This window comes from Kitasatospora sp. NPDC094015 (assembly GCF_040304075.1).
GTDB lineage: Bacteria > Actinomycetota > Actinomycetes > Streptomycetales > Streptomycetaceae > Kitasatospora.
The window spans coordinates 17,360-35,548 of the sequence record NZ_JBEOUL010000004.1 but is presented as its reverse complement, the minus strand read 5'-3'; the positions used below and the strand labels follow the sequence as shown (position 1 = coordinate 35,548).

At 75.9% G+C, this 18,189-nt stretch carries 15 protein-coding genes; 11 read left to right on the top strand and 4 right to left on the bottom strand.

Annotation, left to right across the window (positions count from 1 at the left end; genetic code table 11):
• Positions 1-64: 64 nt before the first annotated feature.
• Positions 65-784 (bottom strand): hypothetical protein, encoded by a 720-nt coding sequence (locus tag ABT014_RS06455; protein ID WP_350637521.1) that lies wholly within the window; start codon positions 782-784, stop codon positions 65-67.
• Positions 785-976: 192 nt separating this feature from the next.
• Here ABT014_RS06455 and ABT014_RS06450 point away from each other — a divergent pair, with 192 nt between their 5' ends.
• The 6 genes from ABT014_RS06450 (at position 977) to ABT014_RS06425 (ending at position 8,845) form a co-directional block, all read left to right on the top strand.
• Positions 977-2,224 (top strand): benzoate/H(+) symporter BenE family transporter, encoded by a 1,248-nt coding sequence (locus ABT014_RS06450; RefSeq protein WP_350637520.1) that lies wholly within the window; start codon positions 977-979, stop codon positions 2,222-2,224.
• Positions 2,225-2,392: 168 nt separating this feature from the next.
• Positions 2,393-3,979: a peptidoglycan-binding protein gene (locus ABT014_RS06445; RefSeq protein WP_350637519.1), complete on the top strand. Its 1,587-nt coding sequence runs from the start codon at positions 2,393-2,395 to the stop codon at positions 3,977-3,979.
• On the top strand, positions 3,976-4,716 hold the full coding sequence (locus tag ABT014_RS06440) for an ABC transporter ATP-binding protein (RefSeq protein WP_350637518.1): 741 nt from the start codon (positions 3,976-3,978) through the stop codon (positions 4,714-4,716). Before ABT014_RS06445 ends, ABT014_RS06440 begins: the two co-directional genes overlap by 4 nt.
• A gap of 1 nt (position 4,717) precedes the next feature.
• Positions 4,718-5,974 (top strand): ABC transporter permease, encoded by a 1,257-nt coding sequence (locus ABT014_RS06435; protein WP_350637517.1) that lies wholly within the window; start codon positions 4,718-4,720, stop codon positions 5,972-5,974.
• Positions 5,975-6,194: 220 nt separating this feature from the next.
• Positions 6,195-7,382, top strand: a complete 1,188-nt coding sequence (locus ABT014_RS06430) for a M64 family metallopeptidase (RefSeq protein WP_350637516.1) — start codon at positions 6,195-6,197, stop codon at positions 7,380-7,382.
• Between the two features lie 209 nt (positions 7,383-7,591).
• Entirely contained in the window at positions 7,592-8,845 is a 1,254-nt protein-coding gene (locus ABT014_RS06425; RefSeq protein WP_350637515.1) for an MFS transporter, read from the top strand.
• 31 nt (positions 8,846-8,876) lie between these two features.
• On the opposite strand, the gene ABT014_RS06420 is transcribed toward ABT014_RS06425, so the two are convergent.
• On the bottom strand, positions 8,877-9,620 hold the full coding sequence (locus ABT014_RS06420) for a BRO-N domain-containing protein (RefSeq protein WP_350637784.1): 744 nt from the start codon (positions 9,618-9,620) through the stop codon (positions 8,877-8,879).
• A gap of 251 nt (positions 9,621-9,871) precedes the next feature.
• Positions 9,872-10,705 carry a maleylpyruvate isomerase family mycothiol-dependent enzyme gene (locus tag ABT014_RS06415; RefSeq protein WP_350637514.1) on the bottom strand — a complete coding sequence of 278 codons (834 nt, stop codon included), beginning with the start codon at positions 10,703-10,705 and terminating at the stop codon, positions 9,872-9,874.
• Between the two features lie 166 nt (positions 10,706-10,871).
• On the opposite strand from ABT014_RS06415, the gene ABT014_RS06410 reads away from it, so the two are divergent.
• From ABT014_RS06410 to ABT014_RS06400, 3 genes are all read left to right on the top strand, one after another.
• Entirely contained in the window at positions 10,872-11,669 is a 798-nt protein-coding gene (locus ABT014_RS06410) for a carbon-nitrogen family hydrolase (RefSeq protein WP_350637513.1), read from the top strand.
• 168 nt (positions 11,670-11,837) lie between these two features.
• Positions 11,838-12,836, top strand: a complete 999-nt coding sequence (locus tag ABT014_RS06405) for a GntR family transcriptional regulator (protein WP_350637512.1) — start codon at positions 11,838-11,840, stop codon at positions 12,834-12,836.
• Between the two features lie 74 nt (positions 12,837-12,910).
• Positions 12,911-13,558 carry a putative DNA-mimic protein gene (locus tag ABT014_RS06400; RefSeq protein WP_350637511.1) on the top strand — a complete coding sequence of 216 codons (648 nt, stop codon included), beginning with the start codon at positions 12,911-12,913 and terminating at the stop codon, positions 13,556-13,558.
• 69 nt (positions 13,559-13,627) lie between these two features.
• Here ABT014_RS06400 and ABT014_RS06395 read toward each other — a convergent pair whose 3' ends face one another.
• Complete coding sequence (locus tag ABT014_RS06395) at positions 13,628-14,419, bottom strand: SLATT domain-containing protein (RefSeq protein ID WP_350637510.1); 792 nt, start codon at positions 14,417-14,419, stop codon at positions 13,628-13,630.
• Positions 14,420-14,881: 462 nt separating this feature from the next.
• Between ABT014_RS06395 and purD the strand changes: the two genes are divergently transcribed.
• Positions 14,882-16,162, top strand: coding sequence for a phosphoribosylamine--glycine ligase (gene purD / locus ABT014_RS06390; protein WP_350637509.1), 1,281 nt, complete (start codon positions 14,882-14,884; stop codon positions 16,160-16,162).
• A gap of 486 nt (positions 16,163-16,648) precedes the next feature.
• The gene (locus ABT014_RS06385; protein ID WP_350637508.1) at positions 16,649-18,154 is read left to right on the top strand and encodes a hypothetical protein; all 1,506 of its coding nucleotides are present in this window, start codon (positions 16,649-16,651) and stop codon (positions 18,152-18,154) included.
• Positions 18,155-18,189 lie beyond the last annotated feature (35 nt).

The following is an 18,189-nucleotide window of genomic DNA, read 5'->3' as shown; positions in this document are numbered from 1 at the left end:
AGCGACACGGACGGGCCCCGCACCTCCCTCGAGGTGCGGGGCCCGTCCGCGTCCGGGTCGCCGGTCAGCGCACCGGGGCCGGCACCCCGAGGCCGACCGCGAGGGCCCCGGCGGCGGAAGGCGTGCCGGTCGGCGTGGTGGCGGCGGAAGGCGTGCCGGACGGCCGCGGCGCCGGCGGGGCCGGGTGCTCCACCTCCAGGTCGAGCCGGTTGGTCCTGCCCTGCGCGGTACGGCCGGAGAAGACCTGGATCGTGGTCTGGTCGCGGGGGGCGTCCGCGACCAGACCGACCCGGAACAGCAGCCGGTGGGCCTGGCCGTCGGCCAGCGGACCGGCGAGCGCGGTCAGGTCGGCCAGGATCACCGGGTCGCACCCGGTGTGCAGCGCGACCGGGGTCCACTGCCCGCCGGACATCACCTCCACCGACACCTCCCCGACGGTGAGCGGAGTGCCGATCCCCTCGCCGCTCGCCCGCTCGTTGTAGAGCGCGAACGAGGGCACCACCCGGTCGATCGCGCTGCCGCTGAGGTTGGCCTCCTCGACGCCGATCTCGATCGGCGGGCCGCCGGCGGTGATGCCGGTGGGAGCCGGCGCGATGAAGCCGCTGACCGTGTCGGCCGGACCCTGCGCGGTGGCGGTCGTGGTGGTGGCCGCGGCCGCGGGCCCTTCGCCGCAGGCGAGAGCGGTGCCGGCGCCGGCGGTCAGCGGCAGGCCGATGCCGATGGTGAGGGCGGCGACGGCGGTGGCGCAGGCGCGGACCAGGAGGGAGATGACAGGCGTACGCATGGCGGGGAACCCCCAGGGGCGGTGGGTCGGCGACGAGGTGGACGGGGTGGGCCGGTCGCTCGCGTCCGGCCGCTGGCGCCGGCCGCGAGCCCCGTGCCCCGCACAGTGCCGGATGCGCCAGCCCGGCGGGGGCGCAGGCGGTTCCGGAATATTCTTCGGGAGTCCTGGGCGGTGTCCCGGGATACTGCTCCGGTGACCGACCGACCGACAGTCCAGCACCCCGCCGTCCGCCCCGCGCAGGCACCCGCGGCGGAGCCCGCCGCCCGGCCGTCGCTGCGCCGGGACGTCTCGCTCCCCGCGCTGCTCGCCGGCCTGGTGTGCATCGCGGTCTCCTTCTCCGGCCCGCTGGTGGTGGTGCTCGCCGCCACGGCCGCGGGCCACCTCGACCAGACGCACACCGCGTCCTGGATCTGGGCGGTCTCCGTCGGCAGCGGGCTGACCTGCCTGGTGCTCTCATGGTGGACCAGAACGCCGGTGATCACCGCTTGGTCGACCCCCGGCGCGGCGCTGCTGGTGGCGGGCCTGGGCGCGTACCCGTACCGGGAGGCGGTGGGGGCCTTCCTGGTGAGCAGCGCGGTGGTGGCACTGTTCGGGATCACCGGACTGTTCGGGCGGCTGATCCGGGCCGTCCCGGTCGGGATCGTCAACGCGATGCTGGCCGGCATCCTGTTCACCTTCGGCGCCGGCATCTTCACCGAACTTCGGACCGCCCCCGTGCTGGTGCTGGGCTGCTTCGCCGCCTTCCTGGTGGCCAAGCGGCTGCTGCCGCGGTACGCGGTGCCGGTGGCGCTGCTGGCCGGGGCGGCGCTGGCGGCGGTCACCGTGGGGCTGCCGCTGCACCTTGGGGCGGGCGGCCCGACCCGGCCGGTGCTGACCGTGCCGGCGTTCTCCTGGGCGGCGACGGTCGGCCTGGCGCTGCCCCTCACCATCGTCGCGCTGGCCTCGCAGAACGCGCCGGGCCTCGGCATCATGCGGGCCTGCGGGTACCGGCCGGACGACCGGCTGCTGATCGGCGCGACCGGCGGACTGTCGGTGCTGCTGGCGCCGTTCGGCTCCCCGGGCGTGAACCTGGCGGCCATCACCGCGGCCATCTGCACCAGCCCCGAGAGCCACCCCGACCCGCGCCGGCGCTACGTCGCCGGGATGTCGGCGGGCGTGCTCTACCTGCTGGTGGGCAGCTTCGGCGGGGTGCTGGTCAGCCTGTTCACCGGCCTGCCGCACGCGCTGATCGCGGTGATCGCGGGCGTGGCCCTGCTGGCCTCCTTCCAGGGCAGCCTGGCGGCGGCCGTCGCGGACGAACGCGGGCGCGACGGCGCGGTGGTGACCTTCCTGGCCACCGCGTCCGGGATGAGCCTGTTCGGCATCGGCGCCGCCTTCTGGGGCCTGCTGCTGGGCCTGGCCACGCACCTGGTGCTCGGCGCGCATCGCCGTACGGCGTGATCCGTACGCGCCGGGCGGTCGGCCCGGAGCGCGGGCCGCGGTCGTCCGAACGGAGTTGACCGAACACGGTCGATCGCGCCCAACCGGCCGGTAGGCTCTGCCCGTTCGGCGAGGGGTAGGCGCGGAGCGACGGCGTTCTCGCGCGTCCGAGTGGGCTGGGGCCTGGCATTGAGCGAGCTGGTCGAGGAGCGGGTGGAGGCGGCTGCGCCCGCTGCCGCAGGGTCGCGGCTGCGGCGCCGGCGACGGGTCCTGCTGGCGGCCGTGCTGGCCGCCGCGGTGGTCGCCGGCGGCGGGCTGGCCGCGGCCTCGCTGGTCAGGTCGCCGGCCGAGCGCGCCGCGGACACTGCCCCGCCCCCGGACACCCTGCTCACCGCCCCCGTCACCGCCCGGCTGCTGAACCGGTCCGCGGTGACCCGGGGCCAGGTCTACCCGCCGACCCGGTACGACGTCACGCCGGCTGCCGCCTCGTCCGAGATCAACCAGCTCTACGTGTCCGGCCCGCCGGTGCGCACCGGCGACCAGGTGGCCAACGGGCAGGTGCTGGCGGAGGTGTCCGGCCAGCCGCTGTTCGTGCTGCAGGGGCCGGTGCCGGCGTACCGGGACCTCAAGCCGGGCAGCAGCGGGCCGGACGTCGCCGAACTGCAGTCAGCGTTGGAGCAGTTGGGCCACGGGCACGGCGCCGACCCGGACGGCAGCTTCGGTCCGGGGACGGCCGAGGCGGTCGCCGGCTACTACCGGCGGATCGGCTACCCGGTGCCCACCACCGGCGCGGCTGCCCAGCAGGCGGTGGACACCGCGCGCCGGGCCGTGGAGGCCGACCGGTCGGCGATCGACGCGCTCAAGGCCCAGCAGGCCGCGGCCCCGACCGCGCCCCGGACGACCCCGACCCCCTCCGCCGCCTCGCCCTCCGGCGTCCCGACCCCGGATCCGATGCCGGACCGAGCTCCGGAGCCGGCCCCGGCCGCCGCGCCGGTCGCGGCCGGCGGAGCCGACCTGGCGCGCCAACTCACGGCGGCCCGGCAGAAGTTGGCCGAGGACAGTGCGGCGCTCGCACAGGCCTCCGCGGTGAACGGCCCGATGGTGCCGGCCGGCGAGGTGGTGTTCCTGCCCGCGCTGCCCGCCCTGGTCACCGCCGTGAACGCGACCGTCGGCTCACCCGTCCAGGGCCCGCTGCTCTCGCTCACCAGCGGTCAACTGGCCGTCACCGCCCGGCTCGACCCCGGACAGGCGGCCGGGATCGTCCCGGGCATGGCGGTGGAGATCCTCGCCGAGACCACCGGGCAGAGCCTGCCGGGATCGGTCGCCGAGGTCGGCGCCCCGACCACCACGCCCCCCGGTGGCCGGGTGATCGCGATCGGCGGTGCACCGGCCCCGGCCGCCGGCGGCAGCGCCGGTGCCGGTGGCGCGGCGGGCGGTGGCGCGACCTGGGGAGGCGGCCCCGGCCAGGGCGGTCAACCCGCCGCCTCGTACGTGCCGTTGCGGATCACCCCCGCGCAGCCGCTGCCGGCCGCGCTGAGCGGCCAGAACGTCCGGATCACCGTGCAGCGCGACACCTCGGCCGGGCCGGTGCTGAGCGTCCCGGTGGCGGCGGTCTTCACCGACGCCGCCGGACGGACCGCCGTGACCCGGGTCGACCCGGCCGGGCGGCGTACGAACGTGCCGGTCACCTGCGGGATCAGCGCCGACGGTTACGTGGGCGTCAGCGCGGACGGACCCCCGCTGGCGGCGGGCGACCAGGTGGTGGTCGGCCGGTGAGCCGGGCTCCCGCCGAGGTCGTCCCTGCCGAGGTCGTCCCCGCCGAGCCGGTCATCCGGCTCGACGGCGTCGGCCGCAGCTTCGCCGGACCGCCCCCGGTGACCGCGCTGCACCCGTGCGACCTCACCGTGCGGGCGGGGGAGTACGTCGCGGTGACCGGCCCGTCCGGCTCCGGGAAGTCCACCCTGCTGCACCTGCTCGGCCTGCTCGACACCCCCACCAGTGGCCGTTACCTGCTGGACGGCATCGACACCGGCGAGCTCGGCGACCGCGAGCGCTCCACCCTGCGCGGGCGGCGGATCGGCTTCGTCTTCCAGTCCTTCCACCTGCTGCCGCACCGGACCGCCGAGGAGAACGTGCTGCTCGCCCAGGTCTACAACCGCACCCCCCGCGAGCGCCGCCTCGCCGCCGCCCGTGCGGCGCTGCGCCAGGTCGGGCTCGGCCACCGGCTGGACGCGCTGCCGACCACGCTGTCCGGCGGCGAGCGCCAGCGGGTCGCGATCGCCCGCGCCCTGGTCAACGACCCCAGCCTGGTGCTCTGCGACGAGCCCACCGGCAACCTGGACTCGGCCAACGCCGCCGCGGTGCTGGAGCGGTTCGACCGGCTGCACGCCGAGGGGTACACCCTGCTGGTGATCACCCACGATCCGGCGGTCGCCGCTCGGGCCGGCCGGACCGTGCGGATCGCCGACGGCCGGCTGGACGGCCCGGCCCCCGACCGGCCGGCGGCCCGCTGAGATGGCCCGGACCGCCCTTCCCGGGCCCGGCTCCCGGCTCGGCCCGCGCGACCTGCTCGCCGAGGCGCTGGCCGGGGTGCTCCAGCGGCCGGGCCGCTCGGTGCTCACCATGCTCGGCACGGTGCTCGGGGTCGGCGCCTTCGTCGCGGTGCTCGGACTGACCGCCACCGCCTCCGGGCAGATCGGGCGGCAGTTCGACCTCACCAAGGCCACCACCGTGACGGTCACCGACCACCCGTCGCAGGACGGCCTGGCCCCGGGCGCCCGGCCGCCGACCAGCTTCCCGGACGACGCCGACGCGCTGGCCGGCCGGATCGACGGGGTGACCGCGGCCGGCGTCTGGTGGCAGGTGCCCACGGACGGCCTGCGGATCTCCGCCACCCCCGCCGGCGACGGCGCGGCCGGGCAGAACCTGGCGCTGTACGCGGCGACGCCGGGCGCGATCGCCGCGATGCAGCCCACCCTGGCCGCCGGGGTCACCCTCGACCCGTACGCCCACCGGGCCCGGCTGCCGGTAGTGCTGCTCAGCCGGGCCGCCGCCGCCCGGCTCGGGGTGACCAGGCCGGACGCCCAGCCGGCGGTCTTCATCGACGGGCTGCCGTACACCGTGATCGGCATCTACCAGGACGTCCGGCGGCTGCCCGACACCCTGCTGGGGATGATCGTGCCGAGCACCACCGCACTGGACCGCTTCGGCAACCCCGGCACCGGCGAGGACCAGGCCGCCCACCTGCTGGCCGCCACCCGGGTCGGGGCCGCCCCGGTGGTCGCCCGGCAGCTGGCGGCGGCCCTGCGGCCGGACGCGGTCGAGCGGCTCACCGTCTCCGCGCCGCCCGACCCGCACACCCTCCAGGACCACGTCACCTCCGACCTGACCGGGCTGTTCCTCGCGCTGGCCGCGATCTGCCTGGTGGTCGGTGCGGTCGGGATCGCCAACACCACGCTGGTGGCGGTCCTGGAACGGACCGAGGAGATCGGACTGCGGCGCGCGCTGGGCGCCCGCACCCACCACGTCGCGGCGCAGTTCCTCACCGAGTCCACCGCGCTCGGCTCGCTCGGCGGCCTGGTCGGCACCGGCCTCGGGGTGCTGGTGGTGCCGGCGGTCGCGGCGCTGCGCGGGTGGACCGCCGTGCTGCAGCCGTCGGCCACCCTGCCGGCGCCGCTGATCGGCAGCCTGGTCGGCCTGCTGGCGGGCCTCTACCCGGCCGTCCGGGCGGCCCGGACCGACCCGCTGCGGGCGCTGCGCGGGGGCAGCTGACCGCCCCGTCCGCAAGCCGGTGGGGCGCGGACTCGGCCGACCCGGTGAGCCGGTGCGCCGCCGGGGGGAACTTCCGGCCGCGCGGGCAGCGCGGCGACGCGCCCGGGGTACGTCTCTCCGACCCCCCACCCGAGCGCCCCGCCGGGTGACCGGAGCACCGAGGACGACCCGTATGCCGTCTGGCACTCATGGCCGTTTCGTCCGGAGTACCGCAGCGCTGGTGCTGCTCTCGGCCGCCGCGCTGCCCGCCGTGCTCGAACTGGCCGCACCGTCGCCGTCGACCGTGATAGGTCCGCCGGCCGGACCACTGACCGACCACGCGGCCCCGCCGCGCAGCCCCCAGCAGGCGGACCTGCGGGCCCCCGCGGCGCCCACCGTCGACATAAGGCGCTCCGGCGACCCGGCCAACCGGATCACCCTGGTCCTGCTCGGCGACGGGTACACCGAGGACCAGCAGAACGTCTTCCGGGAACAGGCCGACCGGGCCTGGCGCGCGCTGATGGAGATCGAACCGTTCCGCACCTACCAGGGGTTCTTCAACATAAGGCGGGTCGACGTGGTCTCGCCGTCCTCCGGCATCGCCGAGAGCGAGTCCACCGGACGCTCCACCCGGACCCCGCTCGGCATGCACTTCTGGTGCGAGGGGACCGCCCGGCTGCTGTGCGCGGACGAGTCCGCCACCGCCCGGTACGCGGGCGAGGGCGACGGACCGCAGTACCTGATCGCGCTCGCCAACTCCAGCGAGTACGGCGGCGCGGGCGGCACCGGCGTCACCACGCTGGCCGGCGGCAGCCCCGACGCCGGACGGATCATCCAGCACGAGATAGGGCACACCGTCGGCGAGCTGGGCGACGAGTACGACAGCGCCCCGGACGACGCCGACTACCCCAACCTCGCCACCGTCGACGCCGACCAGATGCGCCGGACCAAGGTGAAGTGGTGGCGCTGGCTGGACGCGCCGTCCCCGGACGGCGGCGGCACGGTCGGCGCGTACCGCAGCGCCAACGGCCTGTACCGGCCGACCGAGGACTCGGTGATGCGCACCCTCGGGGGCTCCTACAACCTGCCGTCCCGGGAGGCGATCATCGAGCAGCTCTACCGACGGGTCCGCCCGCTGGACGGCGCCACCCCCGCGCCGGGCGAGGTGGCCGCCCCGGCCCGGCTGGCGGTGCAACCGCTGCAGCTGACCGGCGCCCGGCAGCTGCGGGTGGACTGGACGGTGGACGGGGTGGCGGTGGAGCCGCAGGCCCCGGACCGGACCTGGCTGGACACCGCGGCGCTGGCCCTGGCGCCCGGCCGGCGGGTGACGGTGCAGGCCACCGTCACCGACACCACCGACTGGGTCCGGGACGAGGGCTTCCGGCAGGAGTTCATGACCCGCTCGGTGAGCTGGACGGTGACGGGCTGAGCCTGGCCCGGCCCCGGCCCGGCGGGCCGACCCCTGCAGGATTGATCATTTGATGGGATGACTAGCCTGGGGCCACCATGACCGTGGACCCCGTGGGCGCCGCTCGCTCCGTACCCGTACCTGTACCCGCCGCTGCCGCCGCCGTCGGAGCCGTACCGGGCCCCCGTCCCGGGGAGCCGGTCACCGGTCCGCCGGTCGTCGCTCCGTCGGTGGTCGGTCCGCCGGGCGGGCGGGCGGCCTGGCTGGCCTGGGCGATCGGCTGCTCCGTCTACGTGCTCGCGGTGGTGCACCGGACCAGCCTGGGGGTCGCCGGCCTGGACGCCACCGAGCGGTTCGGGATCGGCGCCTCCGCGCTCTCCACCTTCTCGATCCTCCAGGTGCTGGTGTACGCGGCGATGCAGATCCCGGTCGGGCTGCTGGTCGACCGCTTCGGACCGCGCCGGGTGCTGATGCTGGGCGTGCTGCTGATGAGCCTCGGCCAGCTCGCGTTCGCGTTCTCCACCTCGTTCGGGCCGGCCCTCGGCTCGCGGGCGGTGCTCGGCTGCGGCGACGCGATGACGTTCATCAGTGTGCTGCGGGTGAGCGCGCGCTGGTTCCCGGCCGCGCAGAATCCGCTGGTCGCCCAGCTGACCGGGCTGGCCGGGATGGGTGGCAACCTGGTCACCACGGTGGTGCTCGCCCGGGCCCTGCACCAGGAGGGCTGGACCTTCTCGTTCGGGGCGATCGCGCTGGCCGGGACCGCCGTCCTCGCGCTCGTGCTGCTGCTCCGGGAGGCGCCGGCCGTGCCACTCGGCCTGGTCGCCCCGGCGCCGCCACGGCTGTCCGTGCGGCGCCAGATCCGCGACTCCTGGCAGGAGCCGGGGACCAGGCTCGGCATGTGGGTGCACTTCACCACCGCCTTCCCCGCCGCCGCCTTCGGCCTGCTCTGGGGCCTGCCGTTCCTGGTCGAGGGCCAGGGTCTGAGCCGGGGCGCCGCGGGTGGGCTGCTCACGCTGATGGTGGTCAGCACGATGCTCTTCGGGGTGCTGTTCGGCCGGCTGGTCTCGCTCAGCGCGGCCGCCCGGATGCCGATCGCCGGCGCCGTGGTCGCCGCCACGGCGCTGTCCTGGGCAGTGGTCCTGGCCTGGCCGGACGGCCACCCGCCGCGGTGGCTGCTGGTGCTGCTGCTGGTGGTGATGGGGAGCAACGGACCCGGCTCCCTGATCGGCCTCGACTTCGCCCGCGCGCACAACCCGGCCGAGCGGATGGGCACCGCCTCCGGCATCGCCAACATGGGCGGCTTCGTCGGGGCGGTGCTCACCCTGCTGGGGATCGGGGTGCTGCTGGACGCCCTGTCGGACGGGGGCGGCTACACCGCCGAGGCCTACCGGTGGGCGTTCTGCTGGCAGTTCCTGCCGCTGGCCCTGGGGGCGGCGATGATCCTGCGGCTGCACCGGACGGTGCGGCGGGCGCCGCGGGGCTGACCGGTCGGCCGGCCCCGCGGCGCCGCGCCGCTCAGAGCTCCCCGGCCTCGCGCAGCAGGTCCGCGATGTCCGGCGCCTCGCCGTAGATCCGGGCCCGCCCGAACTCGCAGACCAGGGGCCCGCTGTACGGGCCGGGCCGCGGCTCGGGCGCGTGCGCCAGGTGGCGCACCATGTCCACCACCTTGAGCCGGGCGCAGCGGCGGAACGCCCGGCCGCCGCGGATGCCGACCCGCTCGACGCTGGTGCACTCGTAGTACGGGCCGAACGGCGGTCCGCTGTCCTGCTCCGGCTCCGGCGAGCGCAGTTCCATCCGGCCGTGTCGGCAGTGCACCTCCCCGTCGGAGCGGATGTGGATGCCCGCGCCGTCCAGGTGGTCGATCTCGGCGAGGATCTGCACCCGCTGCCCGACCGCCTCCGACAGCGTCTCGGCCATCCGCCGCCGCTGCCCCGGGACGTCGGTGTCGCCGCGCCGGATCGAGGGCAGCAGCTCGCCGGTGACCCAGTCCTGGAAGGGGCGGGCGGTGGGCTTGTCCGACCGCATGATCAGCCGGTACAGGCCCGCTTCGCTGATCGCCCCGATCAGCGGGTTACCGCCTTCATAGGGTTTCCGACCTGCGGAAACGTCGTAACCCTCAGTCAGGGATAGGGTCACCGACCGCAGGTCGACCACCCTGGACTGCCCCGGCGGGAGACTGCTCGCCGTGTCGCTGGGGTTCTTCCTCCCCAGCACCCTGCAGACGTCCGCCGTGACGAACCACGGTTCTCCGTCGATCATCACGACCCGGATCGGCTGCCCGGTCCCCGGGAAGCTCGTCCGTACCAGCTCCATGTCGGCCGTGTCGTCCACTGCCGCCCCTCCTTCACGTTCGGTGACGGGTTGCCCGGAACAACGACACCGAACGGGTGACGTACCGGTACCGCTCCGACGTACGGGAGTGCGGATGGCCGCGCCGGCGCGCGATGCTCCGCGTACCACCGTTCGGGGTTGACGCGGCCGGCGAAGCAGCGGTTCAGAGCGTCACGGGGTCACGGGGTCAGCGCGAAGTTGGCCAGCACCCGGGCCGCCAGCTCGCCGTCGCCGTCCACCCGGACGGCGTGCGGCACGGCCTCCGGGCGGACCCGGCCGCAGGCGAGGCGGAGGTAGGTCTCCCAGTCGAGGGTGAGCCGGACGTCCGGGCCCGGGCCGGCCGAGTCGTCCACCGAGCCGCGGCCGCTCGCGTCCACCCGCACGGTGCGCAGGAACTCCAGCTCGCCGGTCACGTCGAAGGTCACCGCCGTCCCGGCCGGGGCGGCGGCCAGCTTGGCGACCACCCGGGGCAGGCCCTCCACCAGGTAGTCGCGGCTGACCACGGCGGCGGGGGAGGCGAGGTTGCCGGGCGCGCGCAGGGCCCGGCGCAGGTCCTGCTCGTGCACCCAGACGTCGAAGGCGCGGGTGCGCAGCAGCTGCTCGTACGGCAGGTCGCGGGAGAGCGGGCCGGCCGGCCAGCGGACCAGGTCCTGCGGGCCCTGCTTGGCGTTGCGCAGGGCGCGGCTGCGGCGGATGACGGTGTACTCCAGCTCGCCGGTCAGCTCGACCGGGGTGTGGCAGCGCCGCTTGTCGACCGGGAGCTCCATGTACCGGGCGAACTCGCTGGTGACGTGGCGCAGGTCGCGGGGGAGCGAGTGGATCGGCCGGGGGTCGCCGAGCAGCTCGGACTCGATGCCGATGATGTGCGAGACCACGTCCCGGACCGACCAGCCGGGGCACTCGGTGGCCCGGTTCCAGGCGTCGGTGGGCAGCGGGGCGAGCAGCTCCGCTATCGACTCGATGGAGTGGAGCCATGCGTCGGTGTACGCCTGCACGGTCTGGTTCTCCGTCACGGGAATCTCCGGTCCTCCGTCAGCTTCCTGGCCACGTGGCCCGGGAGAGGGGGGAGACTCCTGAGCTTCCGGGCGCACGCGCTACCCGCACGTTACGCTGCCGGGTGACAGCAGGGCAGCGCTTTCGGGTGATGATCGTAGGACTCTTGTCGTGGACGGTGGTACTGTGCGCGCTTCTTTGATCCAACTTGCGGTCTCCGATGCCGAGCCGCCGGCCGAGCGGCGGGCCAGGGCCGCCGCCCTGGTGCGCGCCCAGGAGGGTGCCGACCTGGTGGTGCTCCCGGAGCTCTGGCCGCTCGGCGGGTTCGCCTACGAGGCCTGGAGCGCCGGCGCGGAGACGCTGGAGGGGCCCACCGCAGAGGCCATGGCGGCCGCCGCCGAGGCCGCGGGAGTGTGGCTGCACGCGGGTTCGATCGTCGAACGGGACCCGGACGGGCCGATCTACAACACCTCACTGCTGTTCGCCCCGGACGGCGAGCTGGTGCACACCTACCGCAAGATCCACCGCTTCGGCTTCGACAGCGGCGAGGCAGTGGTGATGGGCGCCGGCCAGGAGATCGTCACGGCCGCCACCGACCTCGGCCGGATCGGCCTGGCGACCTGCTACGACCTGCGCTTCCCCGAACTGTTCCGGGCCCTGCTGGACGCCGGGGCGGAGCTGCTGCTGGTCCCGGCGGCCTGGCCGGCCAAGCGGCGCGAGCACTGGACGCTGCTCGCCCGGGCCCGCGCGGTGGAGGAGCAGGCGTATGTGCTGGCCTGCAACACGGCGGGCACCCACGGCGGGGTCGAGCAGGCCGGGCACAGCCTGGTGGTCGACCCCTGGGGCCAGGTGCTGGCCGAGGCCGGTCCGGACGAGGAGGTGCTGACGGTGGACCTGGACCCGGCGGAGGTGGCGAAGGCCCGCGCGGAGTTCCCCGTGCACCGCGACCGCCTGCTCGGCATTCCGGCCCCCGTCCAGCGCTGATCGCGCGCCGCCGCGCCCGCCGCGCGGGCCCCGGGAGCCGCGCGGCGCAGCGGTGGTGACAGGGGTCCGCTTTTGCCGGTCCTTGACATGTTTGGCACCCATGTGCGCAACTCTTGAGAAGGTGAGCCTGCGTCGCGTTCAGGCCGGTCGAGGAGGGGGAGGTCAGGGGTGCCCGAGTCCCGCATGTCCGGCGACGGCCCCGGCCGCCCGCGGACCGGTTTCGGCCTGCCCGGATTCGGCCTCCCCGGCTCGTACGGTCCCGGCGCCGACGGGCGCCCCGCGATCCGGCGCAACAGCCTGCGCGAGCAGATCGCCGAGGCGCTGCGCGAGGAGATGATGGCCGGCCGCCTCCCGGCCGGCCGCAACTTCACCGTCAAGGAGATCGCCGAGCTGTACGGGGTCTCGGCCACCCCGGCCCGGGAGGCGCTGGTCGACCTCGCCGCCCAGGGCCTGCTCCGGGCCGAGCACCACCGCGGCTTCACCGTCCCGGAGTTCGGCTGGACCGACTTCCTGGAGATCTTCGAGGCCCGGGCGCTGCTCACCGACAGCGCGATCCGCCAGCTGCTGGTGCGGCCGCCGAGCTACGACTGGGGCCGGCTGCCCTCGCTGCGCCGCCGGGCGACCGCCGCCACCCAGGCCTCCCGGGCCGGCCAGCTGGACGTGCTGGTCGGCTGCGACCTGAGGTTCTGGCAGGAGGCGGCGGCGCTGCTCGGCAACGCCCGGATCGCCGACTACCTCGGCTGGCTGCGGGTGCAGTCCTGGATGTTCGCCGCGCCCCACCTGCGCGCGGCGGGCGAACTGGGCGGGGTCTGCTGGGACGGGCACGGCGCACTGGTCGACCGGATCGAGGAGCACGACGTCACGGGCGCCCAGCGGGTGGTCAACGAGTACAACGTCTTCACCGTCGAACTGCTCGCCCGGCTCACCGGGGAGCCGCTGGACTCGGTCTCGGTGCTGCCGCTGCTGCGCCCGCCGTCGGACCACCCGCCGGTGGTGACGGTGGCGCCCGAACCCGTCGAGGACGAACCGGCGGTGCGCCCGGCGGCCGGCCGGGCGGGGCTCGGGCTGGGCCGGGTGCCGCTGCCCAGGTTCGTACCGCCCGGGCGGTTCGGGCGGCCGCTGCGGCTGTCGCAGCCGGAGGGCGGAGGGCCTGCCGCGGGCCGGTAGGGTGGGCCGTCCTTGCCCGTCCGCCGCGGTGCCCCGCACCCGGCGCCCGCCCACCGGAGAGGGTGAGCCGGCCCATGGCCTGCGACCTCTGGCTCGTCCCGCTCGTGGACGTCCTGACCCACAGCCCCGAGAATCCGTTCCGGGACGACCTGGTCCGCTACAACGCGGTGCTCGCCGCCCACGGCCTGCCCGAGGTGCCGGTCTACCAGTACGTGCCGGGGATCAGCGGGGAGGTCGAGCCGATAGCCGCGTTCGACTACGACTCGCTGCACTTCCTGCGCCGCGCCTACATGCTGGGCCTCACCGGCTTCGAGATCACCCCGGTGGACGCGCTGGGCGGCGACTACGAGCAGCTGCTGGAGATGTTCGAGTCCACCGCCGAACAGTCCCACCTGGTCTGGCACTTCGACCACGCCGGCGCCTACGTGCCGGTGGACTTCCAGCTCCCGCTGGTGGACGACGGCCTGCTCGCGGCAGGCGGCCCGCTCGGCTCCTCGTTCGGCCTGCTGCGCGAACTCCATGCGGTCGCACCGGTGTTGGGCATCGACGTGCTCGACCCGCCGGCCCCGACCCGGCCGCTGGGCCCGACCGAGCTGCAGCAGCCGTTCGGCCCGCCGCTGGACGACCTGCACCCGTACGCCCGCGAGCGGCACGCCTGGGCCGGGCTCTACGCGGCGGCCACCCGGAGCGTCACCCAGGGCTCGATGGTCGTCTTCGCCTGACCGGCCGGCCGACCGGCCCCGACCGCGGGCACAGGCCGCCGCTCCCGGTCGAACGGCCCGGCGCGCCGGTCAGCGCAGCGGGCCCTCCGGCGGCCGCTGGCGCGGCATGGTCGGCCGGGTGCCCGGCGGCGGCAGCACCCGCACCTGGGCGCCCACCCCGCCCTCGCTGCGCCCGCCCCACAGGCCCGGGGACTGGGTGGGCAGCTGGGTCATCGAGGCCCGGAACTCCAGCATCCACTCCGAGGTCTCGCTGCGGACCATGTCCGAGACGTCCTCGCAGAACCGCCGCAGCACGCCCAGGCAGCGCTCGGCGGCCTCGCCGGCGGTGCCCTCGGTGGGGCCGAGCACCTCGCGCACGCACTCCGAGGCCCAGTCGAACTGGAACGCCTCCAGCCGCCGCTGGAGCGCCTGGGCGGTGGAGACGTCGCGCATCCAACCGGAGGTCAGCCCGAAGGCCCGGTCGGCCAGCAGGCAGGACGCCGACATGGCCAGCCCGACGTACCCCCAGGGCGCCGCCCGGTCCAGCACGCCGGTGAGTGCCACCAGCGGGGCGCCGATGCCGCCGACCGCGAAGGTCGCCGCCCCGAACCGCAGCAGGCGGGCCCAACGGCGCTTCCACACCCGGTCCCTGCGGTACCAGTCGATCGCCTCGACCGCCCGCTCCTCGGACCAGCGGTAGAGCTCCTCCAGCCGCTCGGCGGGCTCGCCCCAGTCGCCCAGCGGGAACTGGCGCGCACTCAGATCGGTGGGACGGCGTCGGGTCGGGGTGCGCCCCGCGGCGACGGGCAGGACCGGCTGGTCCTCCTCGCCGACGTCCTTGCCCCAGGCACTCTCCTCGGGCTGCATTTCCGGCTGGCTCACCTGTGGCGCTCCCTGTGGCGGGTGACTGCGCAGGCCCGGCGGCTACCGGGACCGACAGTGTGTGGATCTGATGCTGCATCGGCCGGTGTCGGTCCGGCCGACCCGGGGTCCGGTCGGTGACTCCGTGCGCGGGTGCGGGCCGCCCATGGTGTCGCGTCCCGGCCCGTGACCGGCATTGGTCCAACAGCACTTCTTACCGCCAAATGGCTGACCGTGGGGCCGCTTCGGAGGTGATCGTTATCCGAATTCACCTCCGGAACGCGAGGTCGGAGGGTTGCGGCGGGTGGCGAGATTTCACCCTTCCGAGCGAGGCGCGAGTGGCGCCGGTCACTGACCCGAGGGCGCGGAGCCGCTCCGACTTGGATGTTCCTCCAGGAACAAGCCGGGTATCGGGGGCCGCAGTGGGAGGATCCGACGGAGCCGGCGCGGGCCGCGAACAGGCCACCGACTACCCTTCCAGACGTGAAGGTCCTCGTCATCGGCGGCGGCGCCCGCGAACACGCCCTGTGCCGCTCCCTGTCCCAAGATCCCGCCGTCAGCGAGCTGCACTGCGCCCCGGGCAACGCCGGGATCGCGCAGGTGGCGACGGTCCACCCGGTCGACCAGCTGGACGGAGCGGCCGTCGCCGCGCTGGCCCAGCGGCTGGCCGCCGACCTGGTCGTGGTCGGCCCGGAGGCCCCGCTGGTCGCGGGCGTCTCGGACGCCGTGCGCGCGGCCGGCATCCCGGTCTTCGGCCCGTCCGGCGAAGCCGCCCAGCTGGAGGGCTCCAAGGCGTTCGCCAAGGACGTGATGGCCGCCGCCGGCATCCCGACCGCGCGCGCCTACGTCTGCACCACCCCGGCCGAGGCCGCCGAGGCGCTGGACGCGTTCGGCGCCCCGTACGTGGTCAAGGACGACGGCCTGGCGGCCGGCAAGGGCGTGGTGGTCACCTCCGACCGCGCCGAGGCGCTGGCGCACGCCGCCGCCTGCTTCGGTGCCTCCCCGGGCCCGCACGGCCCGGGCCGGGTGGTGATCGAGGAGTACCTGGACGGCCCCGAGGTCTCGCTGTTCGCGATCACCGACGGCGACACCGTGCTCCCGCTCGTCCCGGCCCAGGACTTCAAGCGCGCGCTGGACGGCGACCAGGGCCCCAACACCGGCGGCATGGGTGCCTACTCCCCGCTGCCCTGGGCCCCCGAGGGCCTGGTGCAGGAGGTGCTGGACACCGTCCTGCAGCCGACCGTGGACGAGCTGCGCCGGCGCGGCACGCCGTTCTCCGGGCTGCTCTACGCGGGCCTCGCGCTGACCTCGCGCGGAACCCGGGTGATCGAGTTCAACGCCCGGTTCGGCGATCCGGAGACCCAGGTGGTGCTGGCCCGGCTGGACACCCCGCTGGCGGGCGTCCTGCTGGCGGCCGCCAAGGGCACCCTGGACACCCTGGAGCCGCTGCGCTGGCACGAGGGCGCCGCCGTCACGGTGGTGCTGGCCTCCGAGGGCTACCCCGCGGCCCCGCGCACCGGCGACGTGATCGAGGGCCTGGCCGAGGCGGACAGCGCCGACGGCACGGTGTTCGTGCTGCACGCCGGTACCCGGGCCGACGAGGCCGGGCAGGTGCTCACGGCCGGCGGCCGGGTGCTGTCCGTGACCGCGGTCGGCACCGACCTCGCCGAGGCCCGCGAGCGGGCGTACCAGGGCGTCGGCCGGATCGGCTTCAAGGGCGCCCAGCACCGCCGTGACATCGCGCTGGAGGCGGCCGCAGGCTGACCTGCCGCCGCGCCGTACCGGGCGCCGCTGCCGGACCACCCGTCCGGCAGCGGCGCCCGCGGCTTTTCCGCTGCCGGGCCGCCGAACGCGGCCGGCCGAGGATTTCCAGCCCTTCGGGTGACTCCTTGGGTATCCGGCTGACGGGACACGACCGACCGCCGTAGGGTGCGCTGAATCGCCGTGGCCTGCTGGGAGCCGCCGTGGTCGCCGCCGGTGGCGGGGCCACGCCGGGGGGATGCTGGGGCCGCCGGTGCGCGCGCGCCGTCATCAGGACGGGTGGAATCGCGGGCGGTCCGGAACACCCAGCCGCACGCGGGCGTCAAAACTGTCAGAAGTGCCACGCAGGATGCACAACCGGGGGCCGGCTCCGCCGCTTCCCGTTCGGATATCGATCGTTTCCGAGAGGTCTCGGGCGTCCTGATCGCTGGTCCCGGCGGATCACGGTCACAGCGGCGGCCGAGTGCCGCGAAGGGGGTGTCGCGCCGTATGGCCGCTGCCGATGCTGCCCGCGCACGTGCCCAGGCCGTGCTGCGGGTCCGCGGCCTCGCCCTGGCCGCCGCCGTGTTGCCGGCCGCCCTCGGGGCGGTGCTGCTCGCCGGCCGGTTCACCGGCCGGATCGGCGCGCCCGGCGCCCCGGACGCGCCCGGCTGGGACGCGGTCCGCTGGGTGGTCTGCGGCGTCGCCGCCGTCACCCTGCTGCTGGCCGGTCTGGTGGCACGGTCGCAGTCGCGAGCCGAGCCGCCGGTCACCCCCGCCGTCCCGCTGACCGAGTCGGCCGCCCCGGAGCTGCACCGGCTGATCGGCGAGCTGGCCGACCGGCTGGAGGTCCGCGCCCCGGCCGGCATCTCGCTCACCCCGGACTGCGACAGCTGGCTGGAGGACGCCCGGCCGCGCCGCCGCGGGCGCCGCGCCGAGCCGCCCGCGCCGGTGCTGGTGATCGGCTCGCCCTTCCTCTGGTGGATGCGGGCCGGCGAGCTGCGCGCGCTGCTGGCCCCCGTGGTGGCCGGCGCCGCGGCCTCGGCCGATCCCGACATCGCGGCCGCCCGCCGGTTCGTCCGGGGGCTGGACGCCGCGCTCGGCACCCGCCGCCGCGGCCCGCTGGCGCTGGTCGACCGGATCAACCGGGCGCTGCTGGGGGCCTGCCGGGAGCACTCCGCGGAGCTGGAGCGGGCCGTCGCCGCCTGGGCCTCCGAGCAGGCCAGGGCGGTCGACTACGGGCTGCGGATCGCCGCCCAGGAGCAGGTCGGCCTGGCCTACGCCGGCTGGGACCGGCTGCTCACCCGGGTCGCGCTGCCCGCCTGGCGGCTCGGCCGCCACCCCGAGCACCTGAACGCCGGCGTGGTCGCCGCGCTGACCGAGCTGTCCCGCCGCGACCGGCTGGCCGACAGCTACGGCAGCCGGCTCGGCGACCGGCCCGCCTGCGACCTGCTGGAGGAGCCCGGCCGGGTGGACGAGGCCGTCTCGCTGCTGGCCGCCGGCCTGCTGCACGAGCCGCCCGCGGTCGGCTGGCAGCCACTGGACTGGACCGACTACCCCGCCGAGGTGGTGGACCGCGGCTGGCGGGTCCAGGCGGTCGCCCTGCAGGCGGCGATGGACGGCGCGGGCCCGGTCGGCCCGGCCGGCGCGCCCACCCTCACCCGGCTGCTCGGCCGGCTGGCCGGCGGCGAGGGCGAGGCGCTGGCCGCCGCACTGGCCGGCCAGGTGGCGCGCGCGGCCAAGGTCGCGCCCCCGCTGCCTCCCGTGCGCAGCGGACGCGAGCTGCTGGTCGAGCACGTGACGGCGATGGTCTGCTGCGCGGCCGTGGACACCGGCGTCGCGGTGCCGGGGCTGGACTGGCTGGACGGCCCGGTGCTGCTGATGGCGGACGGCCGCCGGGGCGAGCCCGCGGCGGCGGTCGCCCGGGCGGTCGAGCAGGGCGAGGACAAGCCGCTGCGGGCCTGGCTGGAGGCGGCCGGGGTGCGGCTGGAGCGGCCGGTCCGGCTGCCGGGTTGACCGGCCGCGCGGGGGGCGCTCCGCCGGGTCGGGGT